Below are 16,437 nucleotides of genomic sequence, written 5' to 3'. Positions count from 1 at the left end.
TCAGGTCAGAACCAGTCCGGATAAAGATCGGTGCGGCGGTCGCGCCACGTCGTCACCGAGCCGGCCCGGCGCACGTCCTCCAGCAGCTGCAGGTCGAGATCGGCGACGATCAGCATGTCCTGATTGTCGTCGTCCTCGCACAGGATGCCCCGCGGCGGGAACGGAATGTCGTTGGGCGTAAGGACGGCGGCCTGTCCGTAGTTGGCGCGCATGAAGTCGACGCGGCGCAGCGAGCCGGTCGTGCCGGTCGTGACGATGTACACCTGGTTCTCCACCGCCCGCGCATGCGCGCAGTAGCGGACGCGGTAGAAGCCGTGGCGGTCGTCGGTGCAGGACGGGCAGTAGATGACGTCGGCGCCCTTGGCCCGCGCCATGCGCACGATTTCCGGAAACTCGATGTCGTAGCAGGTCAGCATCGCGATCGTGCCGAAAGGCGTCTCGAACACCTCCAGCCCGTCGCCCGGAGCCATGTTCCATTCCTCGACCTCGGTCGGCGTCAGATGGAGCTTGGCCTGCGTGCGGATGCCGCCGTCCGGGTAGAACAGATAAGCGGTGTTGCGCAGCTTGCCGTCGTCCGAGCGGACGACATGCGTGCCGCCGACGATGTGCATGCCGTACTCGGCCGCCAGTCCCTGGAACAGCTGCTCGTAGCGCTCGGTGAACTCCGGCAGGCGGCCGATGCCGAGCGGCCTTCCCTGCTCGTCTCCGATCGACAGCAGCTGGGTCGTCAGAAACTCCGGAAACAGCAGCATCTGCACGCCATATTCCGAAGCATTGCGCACGTAATGCGTCGCCTGGGCGGCGAACTCCTCGAAGCTGCCGATATCCTCCAAGCGGTATTGAACCGCCGAAACTCTCACTTTCACCGCAAATCGCCTCCTTGAAACGCCTTCATGAGAAGATTCTCACGAAGTTCTCATATTGACGGGGGAATCGCGCCAGAACAGGCATCCTGCTCTTACTGGCAGAAATTAGGCTGCTCCCCGTATGGTATAGTAGCCTCAGTCGAAAAACACCCTAGTACACCGTACACCATGATGGAGGGACACCACAAGATATGCGCAAGAGCAACTGGAAAAAAACGATCGCCCGCCTCAGCCTCTGTGCTGCTATCGGCGTGGCTGGCATCCATATCGGATCGCTTCAAACGGCTTCGGCCGCTACGCCCGAGTCGGAGAAGCTTCTCGATTACGGCAAGCAGTACCTTGGCGTTCCTTACCGGCTCGGAGCCCCGAGCGGCGTCACCTACGCGTTCGACTGCTCCTCGTTCACTCAATACGTCTTCGAGAAAAACGGGATCACGCTCCCCCGCACGTCGTCGCAGCAAGCGCAAAAGGGCGATAAGGTCGCCCGCGGCTACCTGAGCAAAGGCGATCTCGTATTCTTCACGAACAGCAACGGCAAAGGCATCGGCCATGTGGCCATCTACGCCGGCTCGAACAAGATCCTGCATACATACGGCAAGACGGGCGTCACCGTCTCCAGTCTCGGCACCTCGTACTGGAACAAGCATTATGTGACCGCCAAACGCGTGCTGTAATTCGCATCGAAGACTTCGCATCGAAGCCTCCGGGCGCCCAGCTTTGCAAGCTGGCGCCCGGAGGCTTGCGTGCGCCGACAGGCGCTTTGGGCATTAGGCGCTCAGGCGCCAGGCGTTTGGGCGTTTTGGGCATCAGGCGTTTCTGGGTACCAGGCGTTTTTGACACCAGGCGTTCAGGCGCCGGCGCAAAAAACACGTCTGGCCGCTCAGCGGCCGGACGTGTTTTTGAGCGTCTGCGGAAATTGCAGCGTAATCGTCGTGCCCTTGCCGGGCTTGCTGAACACGTCGATCTGGCCTTCATGCAGGTCGACGATGCGCTTGGCGATCGACAGGCCGAGTCCGACGCCGCCGGTCGTGCGGCGGCGCGCGCCGTCGACGCGGTAGAAGCGCTCGAACAGATGCGGAATCTCGTTCTCCTCGATGCCGATGCCCTTGTCGGTCACATGAATGCGCACCGACTGCTTGACCGAGCTGACCGTGACGTCGATCGGCTCCTTGCTGTACTTGATCGCGTTGTCGAGCAGGATGACGAGCAGCTGGCGGATCTTGTCCTTGTCCCCGGACATCCGCAGCCCTCCGGCGGACGTATGGACGCGGATCTGGCGCTGGAACGTCAGCTGCAGCATCGAAGCCAGCTCGTCCACCATCTGCACGACGTCGAACGTCTGCAGGCTGAGCCAGTCCTCCTGCTCCGCCTCGGCGAGCATGAGCATCGACTTCGTCAGGTTCTGCAGCCGCTCCGACTCCTTGGCGATCGCCTCGATCGCCTCGTCGCGGATCTTCACGTCGTCGCGGCCCCAGCGCTTGAGCATGCCGGCGTAGCTGCTGATGACGGTCAGCGGCGTCTTGAGCTCATGCGAGGCGTCGGCGACGAACTGCTTTTGACGGGCGAACGTGCGGTCGAGCCGCTCGATCATCTGGTTGAAGGCGCGGATAAGCTGCAGCAGCTCCGCCGACTCCTCCTTGTCGCCGATCTCGATCTTGCGCAGCTTGCCGCTGCGGTCGATCTCGCGCATCGTCTGCACCATGTGCTGGATCGGCGCCGTCAGGCGCGAGGTGAACCAGAATGTGCCGAAGATCGCGAACAGGATCGCCCCGATGCTCGTCACCGACAGCGCGGCGACGAGCACCTTCATGTAGCTGTCCTGCAGGTTCAGCTTGCGCTCGATCTCAAGCATGCCGATGATCTCCGAATCCTCGTACAGCGGCACCTTCATGTACAGGACGCGCGTGCTGCCGACGAACATCTCCCCCTGCACATGGTACGGCTCGAACTTGACCGGCAGCGCGAGCAGGTCGGTGTCGGAGCCCTGCAGGTTGACCGTCTTGCCGTCGGGCGTGATGATGCGGATCAGCTCGTTAACGTTGTAGAACTCCCGCAGCAGGCCTTCGTCGGACAGATGGTCCTTGTCCATGATCTTGTTGTTCTCGAGGATCAGGTTGACCTTGTTCGTCATGACCTGCTGCTCGCTGCGGGTCGTGATCTTGGTCATGAACAGATAGACGAAGATGTTGAACAGGATCAGGATGAAGATGAGCCAAAAGATGGTGAAAAGCGTGAATCGCTTGCGGAGGGTCATGCCTCCGGCTCCTTCATCATGTAGCCGACGCCGCGCACCGTATGGATCAGCTTGTGGCGGAAGCCCTTGTCGAGCTTCTGGCGCAAGTAGCGGATATAGACGTCGACGAGATTCGTCTCGCCCATGAAGTCGTAGCCCCACACCTCGGAGAGGATCTCCTCGCGGGATTTCTCCTCGTTTTTATGCTGGGCGAGGTAGACGAGCAGCTCGAACTCCCGCGGCGTCAGATCGATCGCGAGCTCCTTGCGGAACACCTTGCGGGTGCGGAGCTCGACCGTCAGATCGCCGATCTTGAGCAGGTCGGAGCCTTCGGATTCCTTGGGATTCTGCTGGAAAATGCGGAGCAGGTTGCGCACGCGCGCGAGCAGCTCCTCCATGGCGAAGGGCTTGGTCACGTAGTCGTTCGCTCCGTGCTCAAAGCCGCTTACCTTGTCGGGAACCGTATCGCGGGCCGTGATGAGAATGACGGGAATGGGATTGCCGGCCTGCCGCAGCCTGCGCAGCACCTCGATGCCGTTGAGCTCTGGCAGCATGACGTCGAGCAGGACGAGGTCCCACTCGCCGGAGGTCGCCTGCATGAAGCCGCTGCGGCCGTCCGCGGCATGTCCGACCTCATAGCCTTCATGCTCCAGCTCGAGCTGGAGGATGCGGGCGATGCTCTCTTCGTCTTCGATTACCAGGACGCGTTCATTCATTCTTGGATGTCACCTGCTTTCCGGTTGGATAGCTAGCTTTGAGCCTGCTTGAGCGACCACGATTCGACGTCCCACGTCTTGGTCACCCAGCTCTCGTAGAAATCCGGTTCATGCGAGACGAGCACGACCGTGCCGCGATACCCTTCGAGGGCGCGCTTCAGCTCGGCCTTGGCGACGACGTCAAGATGGTTCGTCGGCTCGTCGAACAGAATCCAGTTGCTCTCGCGCAGCATCAGCTTGCACAGCCGGACCTTGGCCTGCTCGCCGCCGCTCAGCTGGTTGAGGGCGCGGGTAATATGCTCGTTCTTGAGGCCGCAGCGGGCGAGCGCCGCGCGCACCTCATGCTGGTTCATGCCCGAGAACTCGTTCCAGACGTCGTCGAGCGGCGTCATCGTCGGAGCTTTGGCCTCCTGCTCGAAGTAGGCCGGCAGCAGGTAGTCGCCCCGATACACCTCGCCGCCGAGCGGCTCGATGCGGCCGAGAATCGTCTTGAGCAGCGTCGACTTGCCGACGCCGTTGCAGCCGACGATAGCGATCTTGTCGCCGCGCTCGATCAGCATGTCCATCTCCGGCAGCAGCTGCTTCGTGTAGCCGATGCGCAGCCCCTTGGCCTCGAAGATCGTCTTGCCGCTCGTGCGCCCTTCGTTGAACTTGAACGTCGGCTTGGCGGCCTCCTCCGGCTTGTCGATGCGCTCGATCCGGTCGAGCTGCTTCTCCCGGCTCTTGGCCCGGCCCGAGGTGGACGCGCGGGCTTTGTTGCGCTGGATGAAGTCCTCCTGCTTCTTGATGAAGTCCTGCTGCTTTTCGTATGCGCCCAGATGCTGGGCTTTATTCAGCTCGGCCATCTCGAGGAACTTCTCGTAGTTGCCCGTATAGCGGGTCAGCCGCGCGAACTCCAGATGATAGATGACGCTGACGACCGAGTTCATGAAGCCCGTATCGTGAGAAATCAGGAGGAAGGCGTTGGGATAGTTGCGCAGATAGCCCGCCAGCCAGGTGATATGCTCCTCGTCCAAATAGTTCGTCGGCTCGTCGAGCAGTAGGACCGTCGGCTTCTCGAGCAGCAGCTTGGCGAGCAGCACCTTGGTGCGCTGGCCGCCGCTCAGCGCCGTGACGTCGCGGTCGAGGCCGATCGCGTTCAGTCCGAGGCCGTTGGCCATCTCCTCGACCTTGACGTCGAGCATGTAGTAGTCGCCGATCTCCAGCTCCTCCTGGATCTCGCCCATGCGCTCCAGCAGCGCGTCCAGGTCGGCGTCCGGCTCGCCCATGGCGGCCGTCACCTCGGACAGCTCCTGCTCCAGCACGAGCAGCGGCGCGAAGGCGTCGCGCAGCACGTCGCGGATCGTCTTGCCGGCTTCGAGCTTCGTATGCTGATCGAGGTAGCCGTAGCGGATTTTCGGCGTCCACTCCACGCGGCCCTCGTCTTTGAGCTGCTTGCCGGTCAGGATGTTCATCAGCGTCGACTTGCCCGCGCCGTTGGCGCCGACCAGGCCGACCCGCTCGCCTGCGAGCAGGCGGAAGGAGACCTCCTTGAACAGGATGCGGTCTCCGAATGTATGCGATAAATTTTCTACGGTGAGTAAGCTCATGAGTGGTTGATTTCTCCATTCCTTTGAAATGCGAAGGAAACCGGATCAGCGGCCCCTAATAGGTGATTGTACCATAAACCGCCCCTTCTTGGCTCCCCCTCCCGAGCTAAAAGTGCAGCTTCGCGGCGAGACGCTCCAGAAGCGGCGACAACGCTCCGCGCACCGCCGCTGCCGCCGCTCCGCGCCGCGGCAGCGGGAAGCCCTGCCAGAGCAGCTCGTACCACGATTCCGGCTCCAGGAACGGCATCTGGGCGTCCGGCCGGGCCGGCAGCAGGTCGAGCCACTCGCGCCTTCCCGCGAAGCGGACGTCCTTGTTGGCGACCCAGCGCATGCGGTCCGGTCCGAGCCGGGCGGTCAGCTCCTCCAGCCGCTGCAGGCGCTCGCGGCTCCAGCGGGACGGATCGGGATCGGCGACGACGATGACGGCCGCCGAGGCGGCGACGGTTCGCAGCGCTTCGTCCCCGGTCCACCCGGAAGACCAGTCGAGCAGCTGCAGCGCCCCGGCGCGGCTTCTCAGCATGAGGTCGAGCCTCGCCGCCGCCTCGTCCCGCTCCAGCCCTGGAGCGGCAGCCAGCCGCGGCAGCCATTCGACGCCGTCCTGCAGCCAGCGGCCGAAACGCGGATCGAGCGCAGCGGGCAGCGGCTCCGGCGCTCCGAGCAGCGTCCGCCAATGCGGACGGACGCCGTCGAGCTCGGCCGCCTGCACCGGCCAGCCGCGCTCGGCGGCGAGCCGCGCCAGCATGAGGCAGACGAACGTCGCTCCGCTGCCCGGAGACAGCGACAGCACGGAGAGCCTGCCCGGCGCCGCGACGCGCGGCAGCCCCGCCGGGAAGGCGTCTGTCGGCGCGGCGAACGACGGCAGGCCGCCGGCCGCCGGCGCCTCTCCCTCCGCCTCCAGCCAGCTGCGGATCGCCGCCTCCGCCTCGCGCATGCTGGCGTAGCGGCGGCCGCGCTCCTCCTCCAGCAGCCGCGTCAGCCAGTACGGCAGCTCCCTCGCCCGCCCCTCGTGTCCGCGCCGTCCAGGGAGCGCGCCGCGCATGAGGCGCACGAGCAGGCAGCCGAGCCCGTACATGTCGGTGCGGGCATCGCTCTGCTCGCCGGCGAGCTGCTCCGGCGCCGCATAGCCGGGCGTGCCGAGCTGCGTCGTGTCGGACGCCGCTTCGGGCGAGAAGCGGCGGGAGATGCCGAAGTCGATCAGCATGAGCTTCCCGGAGCGCGCGGCCATCACGTTGGCCGGCTTGAGGTCGCGATGGATGATCGGCGGACGCTGCTCGTGCAGGTAGGCGAGCGCGGAGCACAGCTGCAGCGCCGCGGCGGCCGCCTCTAGCGCCGTATAGCCGTCCGGCCTGGCCCGCGCCTCCTCCTCCAGCGTGCAGCCTTCGATATAATCCATGACGAGCATTTCCGGCTGTCCTCCCTCCGCAGGGAAATAATCGTACAGACGCGGCAGATGCGGATGCTCCAGCTTCATCTGCAGCCTCGCCTCGTCGGCGCTCGGACGCTCGCTCCAGCTTCCGGCCGGCTTCAGCTTGAGCGCCCGCAGCGCGCCCCCGAGGCGCAGGTCCTCGGCCGCATACACTTCCCCCATGCCTCCTTTGCCGAGCAGGCTGAGGATGCGGTAGCGGCCTCCCTGCACGTCGCCGGGCTGCAGCCAGCCGTCTTCCTCCCGCTGGCCGAGCGCCTCCGTCTCCGCCGCCAGCCCCGCCCGTCTTCCGTCTTTCTTCCGCAGCATGCCGATTCCCCTTTCCCGAATGAAAAAAAGCATCCCGCCGCAGGCAGACTTCTCCCCATAGAGAGTCTGCCGGCATGCGGGATGCTTTCCCGTTTGAATGATGCCGTTCTTATTATCTTATCGTTTCGTCATGCAGAGGGTCATTTCCTCCCGATTGTGGAAAAGCTGGCGCGCGCCGACGATCTCGAACGCCTCGCCGAAGCGCTGCATCACCTCGCGGATCGTCTGCAGCGGCTTGCGGTGCATGAGCTTGATCGTGACGATCGCCGTGCCTCCGCTCTGCAGCGCCGGCGCGAGATCGAGCACGAGCCGGCACATCTGCATCGGGCTCCAGCTCATGTCGCAGACGAGCAGATCGAAGCTGCCCGGGGCGAACTTGACCTCGGAGGCGTTTTTGCGCAGCACGGTCAACGTCCGGTACGCCTGCAGCGAGGGATGGAGCTCGGCGGGGTCGACCGCCGTCACCTTGAGCCCGCGCTCGAGCAGCAGCGACGTCCAGCCGCCCGGCGCCGCGCCGATGTCGAGCGCCCGCGAGTACCGCGAGTAGTCGAGCCCGAACTCGCGCTCGGCCTCGAGCAGCTTGAACTTGGCCCGCGAAATCTGGCCGTCCTCGCGCTGGAAGCGGACGGCTCCACCCGGCCAGTCGCTCAGCATCTCCTGCGGCGTGCCGATGCCCGCATACAGCGTATCGCGCGACGCGTAGACGGCGACGAGCGCATCCGGCTGCTTGTGCGCCGGCTCCGCTCCCGCCTCGGCCAGCACGGCGTCGAGCACGGCTCGCGCGTCGGCGGCGGAGTAAGGGAACGGGCTGCCCTCCGCCTTGCGGATATGGACGCCGACCCGCTGGCCGGCGAGCTGGCCGCGCGCGAGCCGCAGCCAGTCGCTCAGCCAGTCGAGGTCGTCGGCGTCGAGCGACATCGCGCGCGACGCGTCGACCGGCTGCAGATGGCGCAGGAAGATCGGCTTGCGGGCCTGGATCGACTCCAGCACCTCATCGCGCCCTTGCGGCAGCTGCATCAGAAACGTCTCGCCCGGCGACAGCTGCGAGAGCGACATGCCCTCGAACTGCCGGCGGAGCTCCTCCATCGCATAGGAGGCGTATTGCTTGTTGGCGGTACCTATCCAAACGGTCAATTCTCTACACCATCCGCTCTTACTTTTATCCATGGCCTGCCGTAATCCCAATCCACCTCGATCGGCGCCTCATACGCCTGCGAGAGCACGTCGCTCCGCAGCACCTGCTCCTTGGGGCCTGCATGAAGCAGGCTGCCCTCGTGCAGCAGCGCCACATGGGTGAACAGCGGCAGGATCTCTTCCATATGGTGAGTCACATACAGCACGGTCATCCGCTCGTCCGTCAGCCGGGCGATCGACGCCAGCAGCTTCTCCCGCTCATGCAGATCGAGACCGGAGCACGGCTCGTCGAGAATGAGCAGCTCCGGCGAGCTCATGAGGGCGCGGGCGAGCAGCACCTTCTTGCGCTCGCCCTGGGACAGCGTGCCGAGCGGCTGCTCGGCGGCATGGGCGAGCCCCGCCCGCTCGAGCTGGGCGAGCGCCTTGCTTTTGACAGCGGGGTCGATCTCCTGATAAAAGCGCAGGAAAGCGTATTCGCCCGTCGCCACGACTTCCCAGACGGGATCGGCGAGCGCCAGCTTCTCGAGCAGCGACTGGCTGATATAGCCGATCCGCTTGCGGACCTCGCGCACGTCGCATTCCCCATAGCGGAAGCCGAGCACGTCGAGCGTGCCGCTCGTCGGGAACAGATAGCCGGTCATCATCTCGAGCAGCGTCGTCTTGCCCGAGCCGTTGCGGCCGAGCAGCACCCACTGCTCGCCGCGGCCGATCCGCAGGCTGACCTCGTTCAAAATCGTCCGCTGGTCCCGCTGCAGATGCAGCCGGTCCAGCTCCATGACGGCCGTCATGGGCATCCCTCCTCGAGGTCGATCTTCTTGCCGCAGCGGTTCATCGCCGGCCCTCCGCTTCCGCGCCGAGCAGCCGCTCCAGCTGGCCCTCGTAGCCGCCGCCGTCGTCCTGGCTCGTCTCCAGCACGGCAGGCACGCCGGGAAAATGGCGCAGCAGCCAGCCGAGCCCGGCCAGTCCGAGCTCGCCCTCGCCGATCCGGGCATGCCGGTCCTTGCGCGAGCCGGACGGGTAGACCGAGCCGTTGAGATGAAGCGCTCGCACCTGCCCCCGCGCCGCGGCTCCGGCCGCGGAGACCGACCATGCCGGCTGCTCGCCGCCATCCCAGACGCCGCTCGCGAACAGATGGCAGCTGTCGATGCAGATGCCGAGCTTGTCCGGCTCGCGGCACAGCGCCAGCACCTGCGCCAGCTCCTCCATCGTCATGCCCATGAAGCCGTGGTTGCCCGCCTGATTCTCGATCAGCAGCCGGCAGCGGCCGTCCCAGCGCTCGGTGATGAAGTCGAGCGTGCGGATCATCAGCTTGTACCCTTCCAGCGGGTCGCCGTCCTTGTAGACGCCGAAATGCACGACGACGCCCGAGGATCCGCAGCTTTCGGCGATGTCGAGATCGTTCAGCAGCGAGAGCGCCGTCCGCTCGCGGGTGCCGGCATCCGCCGAAGCCAAATTACACGGATACGGCGAATGGGCGATCGACTCGATGCCCCGCTCGACGCAAAACTCGCGGCAGCGGCCTGCATCGCCGCGATCGAACGCCTTGACGCCGAGCGAGCGCGGATTTTTGGGGAAATACTGGAACGAGCCGCAGCCGATCGCCGCGGCCCGTTCGGCCGCCGCACGGTAGCCGCCGCGCGTGCTCACATGGCAGCCAAGCCTGCCGAAGCGGCTCATCGTCAATGCTCCTTCTGGCAGCTCGGACAGAAGAACACCTTGCGCGACGACTGCTCCTCCTGCACGATCTTGGTGCCGCAGCGCAGGCAAGGCTCGCCCGGCCGGTCGTACACCTTGCACTGGCTGTTGTAGCCGCCCGTCGTCTCGTCGCCGACGCGGAACGGATGCTCCATGTAGCCGCCGAGCGTCTTGGCCTCGGTCAGCACGGCCTGCGTCGACGCGTAGAGCCTCGACAGCGTCGCCGGCTCCAGCGAGCCGATGCGCGCGCCCGGCCGCACTTCCGCCTGCCAGGCGATCTCGTCGGCGTAGCAGTTGCCGATGCCGGCCAGCACGCTCTGGTCGACGAGCGCCGACTTGAGCGCGCTTCGCTTTTTGGCGAGCAGCCGCTGCGCGAACCGCTCCTCCGTCAGCTTCGGATCGAGCGGCTCCGGACCGAGCTCGGCGAGCCTCGCCTCCGCCTCGCGCGCGCTCAGCAGATGCAGATAGCCGAGCCGCAGCCCGATGAAGTACAGATTCCCGCGCTCGAAGCCGAGCCGCACCTGCACCGTCCGGTCCGGCTTTTCCTCCTCCGAGCCGTAGAACATCCAGCCGCCCAGCATCAGATGCGCGAGCAGGCGCTCGCCGCTGTCCAGATGCAGCAGCAGATGCTTGCCCCGGCGCTCGACGAACCAGACCGCGCGTCCTTGCACGCGGCGGATGAACTCATCGGCGGGAACATTCAGCGATTTTTCGCGGCCGACCTCGGCGGAGACGATCTTCTGCCCCGCCAAGGCGTCCGACAGCAGCACGCGGTATCGATCCATCTCGGGATATTCCGGCATGGTTGGCTTCGCATCCTTCCTCATGGTGTAGGGACTTCGCGTCCCGTTCTTATGTCCCGTTCCCGCGCGTTATATACGCGGACAGCTCGGCGAGCCCCTCGCAGGAGGCGAACGGCAGGACGCCCGCCGCCTCGGCGTAGCGCGCATAGCTCTCGGCATCCGTAAGCCCCGTCAGGACGAGGATCGTCCGGCAGCCCGAGCTTTCGCCCGAAGCGATGTCGGTCGCAAGATTGTCGCCGACGACCCACACTTCGTCCGCGGGCCGTCCAAGCCGCTCCAGCGCGTAGTCCATCAGCACCGGAGACGGCTTGCCGATCAGCACCGGCTCCACGCCGGACGCGGCGCGCAGCATCGCGCCGATCGAGCCCGCTCCGGGAAACAGGCCGCCCTTGGAAGGCAGCAGCAGGTCGGGATTGGTCATGATATAGCCTGCCCCGCCGAGCAGCTCGCGCACGGCGGCAGCCGCCTTGCCGTATGTAAAGTCGCGGTCGATGCCCTGCACGACCACGTCCGCGCCCTCGTCCGCGAGCGTCAGTCCGGCCGCCAGCAGCGCCTCGGACAAGCCGCTCTCGCCGATCAGGAACACGCGGCCGCCCGGATACAGCTCCGCCGCATGCGCGGCCGCCGCCTGGGCGGAGGTGCACACCTCGTCCGCCTCGGCGGGAATGCCCATCCGGCGCAGCCGCTCGGCTACGTCCTCGGGGCTGGCCGAGGAATTGTTCGTCACGTACAAATAAGGAATGCGCGCGGCGCGGAGCGATCCGATCAGCTCCGGCGCCCCTTCGATCGCCTCGTCTCCGCGGTAGATCGTGCCGTCCAGATCCAGCAGCAAGCCGGATATCGGCCGGTCCGGCCGGCGCAGTCCGGGAAGCTCCAGCTTCGCCGTCTCGTTCGTCATGCTTCCGCCCCCCTGTCTGATGCCGCCCCCGCCTTGCGGAGCAGGCGGTCCCGGCGCTTGCGCAGCTCCTCGAGCTCCGCTCGGCGCCGGGAATCGCGCCTCTGGAGCGGATGCGCGGAGGCGAGGCCGAGCGCCTCCTCCGCCAGCAGCAGCGCAGCCAGGCTGTCCTTGGCCTTGTGCTCGTAGTACATGGCCAGCTCGACATGCGGGCGCCAGTCGGGCACGGCTCTCGCCGCGCCCACGGCCGCGGCTCGTTGCCACAATACCACAGCGCGTTCCCAATTGCCAGCCTTCTTGTCCCTCATCGCGAGCCCGTGCAGCACGTCCGGGGAGGCGCCGAGGCGGGCGAGCCGCCCGTACAGCCGCTCCGCCTCCTCGGCCTCGCCCATCCGCTCCAGCCAAAGGCCGGTCCGCAGCAGCTCCTCGCCGGCGTCCGGCATCGGAAAAGCCGCTCCGGCCTCGCCGGCGAGCAGCCGGCCGAAGCGGATGCCGAGGCAGGCCAGCGTCACCATGTCCTGCTCGTTGTGGCGGAACACGCCTTCGAGCACGGAGGGGTCATCTTCCGCCAAATAGCGGAAGTACAGCGTCGGAGCCATCGAGCCCGGCACGTCGTCCTCGCGGAAGATGCCGAGCCGCTCCTCCTCCACATGGCTCAGCCGGCAGGAGGCGAGGGTGTTTTTCCAGATGCTGCGCGACGGATGGAGGAAGTCGAGATGCAGCAGCTCCGGCAGCGAGCGGCCGAGGCCGTTCAAAATGAGGCGCGTCTGCACGAGCGGCCAGTCGAACGAGCGGCCGTTGTACGTGGCCAGCCAGCGGAAGCGCGGCAGCAGCGCCTCCAGCTCGGCGAGCATCGCCCGCTCCTCCGCCGGATGGCGGATCAGGAATTGCCGCACGACATAACGGTCCGCCTCGAAGTAGCCGAGCCCCGTCATGAACGGCACGTTGCCGGTCCCGCCGCCGAGCCCGGTCGTCTCGAGGTCGAGGAACAGCACGTCGCCCGGCAGCGGCGCCGCCCCCGCCTCCGGATGAAAAGCGGCCAGCCGGGCGCAGGCATCGGTCCACTCCTGCAGCCGGTGATGGCCGCTGCGATGCGTCAGCGGCAGCCGCAGGCGGCGCTCAAGGCATTCGCCGGATTCATTGACATGCAGCCGCACGCCGAGCTCCGCCCAGCCCGGGCCCGCATCGCCCTCTTCGTAGTGGGCAGCGGCCAGGCACTCCGCCGCCGCTTCCTGCTCCGACCGGCCGGGCGATGCTTCCTGCTCCTCCGCCGGCTTGACGCCGCGCAGCCGGTTCATCCGATCCCGCAGCGAGCTCATGGGCGCACCGCCTGTCCGATGAGCTGCAGCGCCTGCCGCTTGCCGAGCAGCCCGACCTCCTCGATCGGCCCGACGCAGGCCGGACAGCCGCTCAGGCAGCCGCATGAGGCGATCAATCCGCTGGCGCGGGCCAGCAGCTCGTCATGCACCGCGTACAGCCGCTCCGCGAGGCCGATGCCGCCCGGATAGCGGTCGTAGAAATAGATCGTCGGCAGCTGCGTATGCACCGCCTTGACCTGCGGCACGACGCGGATGTCGAGCGGATCGCACATCAGATAGAGCGGGGCGATATGCACGAGCACGTTCGCCAGGCCGAGCAGCGCGAACTGCATGTCGTTCGCGTTCATCCCTTCCGCCGCCTCCGGGCTGAAGCTGAACCAGTAGGCGCTCGTGTGCAGCTCCTCCTCGGGCAGATGGATCGGACCGGAGCCGATGTTCTCGTGCGTCCGCAGCCGGATCTTCTTGAAGATCGTCGGCTTGGCGTTGACCGTCACCTCTCCGTACTGCAGCCGCAGCCGGCCGCTCGTCCGCTCCTTGTCCGCATGGAGCACCTTGAGCTCCACCGCGAGGCTCGCATCCGTATAGTAGTCGACGTCGACGCGGCGCACATAGGCTTTCTTTTCCGGAAAGTCGAGCTTCTCCACCTGGTACTGCACGCCCTCGTGGATGTAGATCGCCTCCTCGTGCACGAGCGTCGGCGCGCTGAAGCGGTCGACCTCGCCGAGCACGCGGCTGCCCTCGCTGAGGTCGATGATGACGACGTTCTCCTGCGCGGCGGAGCGCAGCGAGATGCCGTGCGCGGGAAAGCTCTGCTCCATCCAGTACCAGCGGTCCTTGACGTGATGCAACACCTTTTCCTCCGTGAGGAACTCGAGCATGTCCTCGAGCCGCTCGCCGCCGAACGTGTCGCCCGCGCGGAACGGGAGCTCGTAGGCGGCGCATTTGACATGGTCGATGAGGATGAGCAGGTTGTCGGGATGGATGAGCGCGCGCTCCGGCGGAGCGCTGAAGAAGAAGTCCGGATGCTGGACCATGTACTGGTCGAGCGGATTGCTGCTGGCGACGAGGAACGTCACCGAGCTCGTCTGCCTGCGCCCGGCGCGCCCCGACTGCTGCCAGGTGCTCGCCACCGTGCCGGGATAGCCGTTCATGACGCAAGCCTGCAGCTGGCCGATGTCGATGCCGAGCTCCAGCGCGTTCGTGCTGACGACGCCGCGGATCTCTCCCGTGCGCAGTCCCTTTTCGATCTCGCGCCGCAGCTTGGGCAGATAGCCGCCGCGGTAGCCGCGGATCGTCCGGTCGTCCAGCTTGCCGCGCACCGCGTCCTGCAAATACGTCAGCAGCAGCTCGACCCGCACGCGGCTGCGCGCGAACACGATCGTCTGCACGCCCTGCTGGAGCAGGCGCGCCGCCAGCTTGCGCGTCTCGAGCACGCTGCTGCGGCGGATGCCGAGCTGCTGATTGACGACCGGCGGGTTGTAGAAGATGAAGTGCTTCTCTCCCATTGGCGCGCCGTTGTCGTCGACGAGCGCGACCGGACAGCCGAGCAGCCGCTCGGCATGCTCCTGCGGATTGTCGATCGTCGCCGAGGCGCAGATGAACTGCGGCTCCGAGCCGTAGAAGCGGCAGATGCGGAGCAGCCGGCGGATGACGTTGGCGACATGGCTGCCGAACACGCCGCGGTAGGCGTGCAGCTCGTCGATGACGATGTAGCGGATGTTCTCGAACAGCTTGACCCACTTCGTATGATGCGGCAGGATCGCCGAATGCAGCATGTCGGGATTCGTCACGACGATGTGGCCGGCATTGCGGATCGCCTGGCGCACCTGCGGCGGCGTGTCCCCGTCATAGGTATGCGTCTTGAGCTCGACCTCCATCCGGTCGGCGAGCTGCTGCAGCTCCGCCACCTGATCCTGCGCCAGCGCTTTTGTCGGGAACAAGTAGAGCGCCCGTCCCGCATCGTCCTCGAGCAGCGACTGCAGCACCGGCAGGTTGTAGCACATCGTCTTGCCGGAGGCCGTCGGCGTCACGGCGACGACATGCCTGCCCGCGCGCACATGCCGGTAAGCGTCATGCTGATGGGTGAACAGCGCTTCGATGCCCTTGCACCGCAGCGCCTCGGCGAGCTTCGGATGCAGCTCGTCCGGGAACGGACGCGTCCGCGCCTCGCGGGCCGGAATCGTCTGCCAATGGGTCACATGCTCCATGATTTCGGGGTCATCCCGAAGCTCCAGCAGCCAGTCGTCCAGGCTGTCCGCTCTTCCCGTCCATCGGTTCATGGTCTTCCCTCCGCTCTTTGCTTCAAGTCTTTCTATTGTACAGAATGCATGTTCGGCCCGCAATCCTTTCCTCGGCATCGAATTAATCCCATCTAATTTTAACGAGGTTAATGATTAACGGGGTTCGAACGGAGGAAAGGCAAAAAAATCGGCTCCCTGAAGGAAGCCGACATCAATCGCTTCAAGCTGCGCCGCAAGGCCGGAAGGCTCGCTCAGCAGGTCCCGTCCGTCTCTGGCTCGCCGGGCCTCGGCACTTCGATCGCGAGCAGATCCGCTCCCGCATAACTTTCCGGGAACAGCGTCCGCGCCTCGGCGACAAGGCCGTCCATGTCCTCGTCGCGGTAGCGGCTGCTGAAATGCGTCATGTACAGCCGCTTCGCCCCAGCCTGCCGCGCCGCCTCCGCCGCCTGCAGCGTCGTCGAATGCCCGTAGGCGGCGGCTTTCTCGGCCATGTCGCCCTGGAACGTCGCCTCGTGCACGAGCAGGTCGGCGTTCGCCGCGAGCCGCGCGATGTTATCGCAGGGCACCGTGTCGCCGAGGATCGTGATGACCCGGCCTTTGCGGTCGGGAGCCGTGACGTCCGAGCTGCGCACGGTCCGCCCGTCCGGCAGGCGGACGTCGCGGCCGTTTTTGAGCTGGCCGAGCAGCGGGCCGAACGGGACGCCGAGCGCGCGCGCCTTCTCGGCGTCCAGCGCTCCCGGGCGGTCTTTTTCCGTAAGGCGGTAGCCCCAGCAAGGAACCCGATGCTGCAGCGGATACGCCTCTACCGTGTAATCGTCCTCTTCATAAACGACGCCTTCGACCAGCTCGGTTACGATCAGCTCGTACTCCAGATGCGAGTAGGTCGCGCTGAAGACGGCCTCGAGATAGGCCTTGAGCCCCGTCGGCCCGAACAGGCGCAGCGGGCCGGCCCCAGGATGGTAGGAGCGGCTGCTCAGCAGGCCGGGCAAGCCGTTTACATGATCGCCGTGCAGATGCGTGATGAACACGGCTTCGATCCGGCTGATCTTGATCGGCGTGTTCATGAGCTGATGCTGCGTCGCCTCCCCGCAATCGAACAGCCATGCCGAGCAGCGAGGCGGAGGCAGCGTCAGCGCCATGGCGGTGACGTTGCGCTGCCGCGACGGCCTTCCCGCCCCCGTGCCTAGAAACGTCAGCTCCATCGCTCCCTCCTCC

Annotated in this window: 14 protein-coding genes; 1 reads left to right on the top strand and 13 read right to left on the bottom strand. The window is 66.0% G+C overall.

The features are described from left to right. Positions 1 to 5 precede the first annotated feature (5 nt). Positions 6 to 866 (bottom strand): carbon-nitrogen hydrolase family protein, encoded by an 861-nt coding sequence (locus GE073_RS12260; RefSeq protein ID WP_153783532.1) that lies wholly within the window; start codon positions 864 to 866, stop codon positions 6 to 8. Between the two features lie 191 nt (positions 867 to 1,057). On the opposite strand from GE073_RS12260, the gene GE073_RS12255 reads away from it, so the two are divergent. Continuing rightward, entirely contained in the window at positions 1,058 to 1,540 is a 483-nt protein-coding gene (locus GE073_RS12255) for a C40 family peptidase (protein ID WP_028597660.1), read from the top strand. Positions 1,541 to 1,746: 206 nt separating this feature from the next. On the opposite strand, the gene GE073_RS12250 is transcribed toward GE073_RS12255, so the two are convergent. From GE073_RS12250 to rnz, 12 genes are all read right to left on the bottom strand, one after another. Next, positions 1,747 to 3,120 (bottom strand): HAMP domain-containing sensor histidine kinase, encoded by a 1,374-nt coding sequence (locus GE073_RS12250; RefSeq protein WP_028597659.1) that lies wholly within the window; start codon positions 3,118 to 3,120, stop codon positions 1,747 to 1,749. Beyond that, a complete protein-coding gene (locus GE073_RS12245; RefSeq protein ID WP_028597658.1) occupies positions 3,117 to 3,815 on the bottom strand; it encodes a response regulator transcription factor in 699 nt (232 codons plus the stop codon). Before GE073_RS12245 ends, GE073_RS12250 begins: the two co-directional genes overlap by 4 nt. Before the next feature lie 32 nt (positions 3,816 to 3,847). After that, positions 3,848 to 5,404 carry an ABC-F family ATP-binding cassette domain-containing protein gene (locus GE073_RS12240; protein ID WP_028597657.1) on the bottom strand — a complete coding sequence of 519 codons (1,557 nt, stop codon included), beginning with the start codon at positions 5,402 to 5,404 and terminating at the stop codon, positions 3,848 to 3,850. Positions 5,405 to 5,510: 106 nt separating this feature from the next. Continuing rightward, complete coding sequence (locus GE073_RS12235) at positions 5,511 to 7,136, bottom strand: serine/threonine protein kinase (protein WP_194843352.1); 1,626 nt, start codon at positions 7,134 to 7,136, stop codon at positions 5,511 to 5,513. A gap of 117 nt (positions 7,137 to 7,253) precedes the next feature. Further along, a complete protein-coding gene (locus GE073_RS12230) occupies positions 7,254 to 8,270 on the bottom strand; it encodes an SAM-dependent methyltransferase (RefSeq protein ID WP_228551450.1) in 1,017 nt (338 codons plus the stop codon). Beyond that, the gene (locus tag GE073_RS12225; RefSeq protein ID WP_043110951.1) at positions 8,267 to 9,058 is read right to left on the bottom strand and encodes an ABC transporter ATP-binding protein; all 792 of its coding nucleotides are present in this window, start codon (positions 9,056 to 9,058) and stop codon (positions 8,267 to 8,269) included. Before GE073_RS12225 ends, GE073_RS12230 begins: the two co-directional genes overlap by 4 nt. Before the next feature lie 40 nt (positions 9,059 to 9,098). Continuing rightward, positions 9,099 to 9,947 (bottom strand): deoxyribonuclease IV, encoded by an 849-nt coding sequence (locus GE073_RS12220; protein WP_028597654.1) that lies wholly within the window; start codon positions 9,945 to 9,947, stop codon positions 9,099 to 9,101. 2 nt (positions 9,948 to 9,949) lie between these two features. Beyond that, positions 9,950 to 10,768 carry an Fpg/Nei family DNA glycosylase gene (locus GE073_RS12215; RefSeq protein ID WP_028597653.1) on the bottom strand — a complete coding sequence of 273 codons (819 nt, stop codon included), beginning with the start codon at positions 10,766 to 10,768 and terminating at the stop codon, positions 9,950 to 9,952. 49 nt (positions 10,769 to 10,817) lie between these two features. Continuing rightward, the gene (locus GE073_RS12210; RefSeq protein WP_052332982.1) at positions 10,818 to 11,666 is read right to left on the bottom strand and encodes an HAD-IIA family hydrolase; all 849 of its coding nucleotides are present in this window, start codon (positions 11,664 to 11,666) and stop codon (positions 10,818 to 10,820) included. Continuing rightward, positions 11,663 to 12,982: a ribonuclease H-like domain-containing protein gene (locus GE073_RS12205; protein ID WP_028597651.1), complete on the bottom strand. Its 1,320-nt coding sequence runs from the start codon at positions 12,980 to 12,982 to the stop codon at positions 11,663 to 11,665. The genes GE073_RS12210 and GE073_RS12205 overlap by 4 nt, the downstream gene beginning before the upstream one ends. Beyond that, entirely contained in the window at positions 12,979 to 15,261 is a 2,283-nt protein-coding gene (locus GE073_RS12200) for a DEAD/DEAH box helicase (RefSeq protein WP_028597650.1), read from the bottom strand. The genes GE073_RS12205 and GE073_RS12200 overlap by 4 nt, the downstream gene beginning before the upstream one ends. Before the next feature lie 212 nt (positions 15,262 to 15,473). After that, positions 15,474 to 16,424, bottom strand: a complete 951-nt coding sequence (gene rnz / locus GE073_RS12195) for a ribonuclease Z (RefSeq protein WP_028597649.1) — start codon at positions 16,422 to 16,424, stop codon at positions 15,474 to 15,476. Positions 16,425 to 16,437: the final 13 nt, after the last annotated feature.

The sequence above is a fragment of the Paenibacillus sp. B01 genome (assembly GCF_009649995.1).
GTDB lineage: Bacteria > Bacillota > Bacilli > Paenibacillales > Paenibacillaceae > Paenibacillus_O > Paenibacillus_O pasadenensis.
This window is presented reverse-complemented; position numbering and strand designations above follow the sequence as displayed.

What these genes read in the sequence shown, in the direction of transcription:
- GE073_RS12225 (WP_043110951.1), bottom strand. Translation starts at nt 9,058, where the DNA reads ATGACGGCCGTCATGGAGCTGGACCGGCTGCATCTGCAGCGGGACCAG.
- GE073_RS12250 (WP_028597659.1), bottom strand. Translation starts at nt 3,120, where the DNA reads ATGACCCTCCGCAAGCGATTCACGCTTTTCACCATCTTTTGGCTCATC.
- GE073_RS12255 (WP_028597660.1), top strand. Translation starts at nt 1,058, where the DNA reads ATGCGCAAGAGCAACTGGAAAAAAACGATCGCCCGCCTCAGCCTCTGT.
- GE073_RS12210 (WP_052332982.1), bottom strand. Translation starts at nt 11,666, where the DNA reads ATGACGAACGAGACGGCGAAGCTGGAGCTTCCCGGACTGCGCCGGCCG.
- GE073_RS12215 (WP_028597653.1), bottom strand. Translation starts at nt 10,768, where the DNA reads ATGCCGGAATATCCCGAGATGGATCGATACCGCGTGCTGCTGTCGGAC.
- rnz (WP_028597649.1), bottom strand. Translation starts at nt 16,424, where the DNA reads ATGGAGCTGACGTTTCTAGGCACGGGGGCGGGAAGGCCGTCGCGGCAG.
- GE073_RS12240 (WP_028597657.1), bottom strand. Translation starts at nt 5,404, where the DNA reads ATGAGCTTACTCACCGTAGAAAATTTATCGCATACATTCGGAGACCGC.
- GE073_RS12205 (WP_028597651.1), bottom strand. Translation starts at nt 12,982, where the DNA reads ATGAGCTCGCTGCGGGATCGGATGAACCGGCTGCGCGGCGTCAAGCCG.
- GE073_RS12245 (WP_028597658.1), bottom strand. Translation starts at nt 3,815, where the DNA reads ATGAATGAACGCGTCCTGGTAATCGAAGACGAAGAGAGCATCGCCCGC.
- GE073_RS12220 (WP_028597654.1), bottom strand. Translation starts at nt 9,947, where the DNA reads ATGAGCCGCTTCGGCAGGCTTGGCTGCCATGTGAGCACGCGCGGCGGC.
- GE073_RS12200 (WP_028597650.1), bottom strand. Translation starts at nt 15,261, where the DNA reads ATGAACCGATGGACGGGAAGAGCGGACAGCCTGGACGACTGGCTGCTG.
- GE073_RS12235 (WP_194843352.1), bottom strand. Translation starts at nt 7,136, where the DNA reads ATGCTGCGGAAGAAAGACGGAAGACGGGCGGGGCTGGCGGCGGAGACG.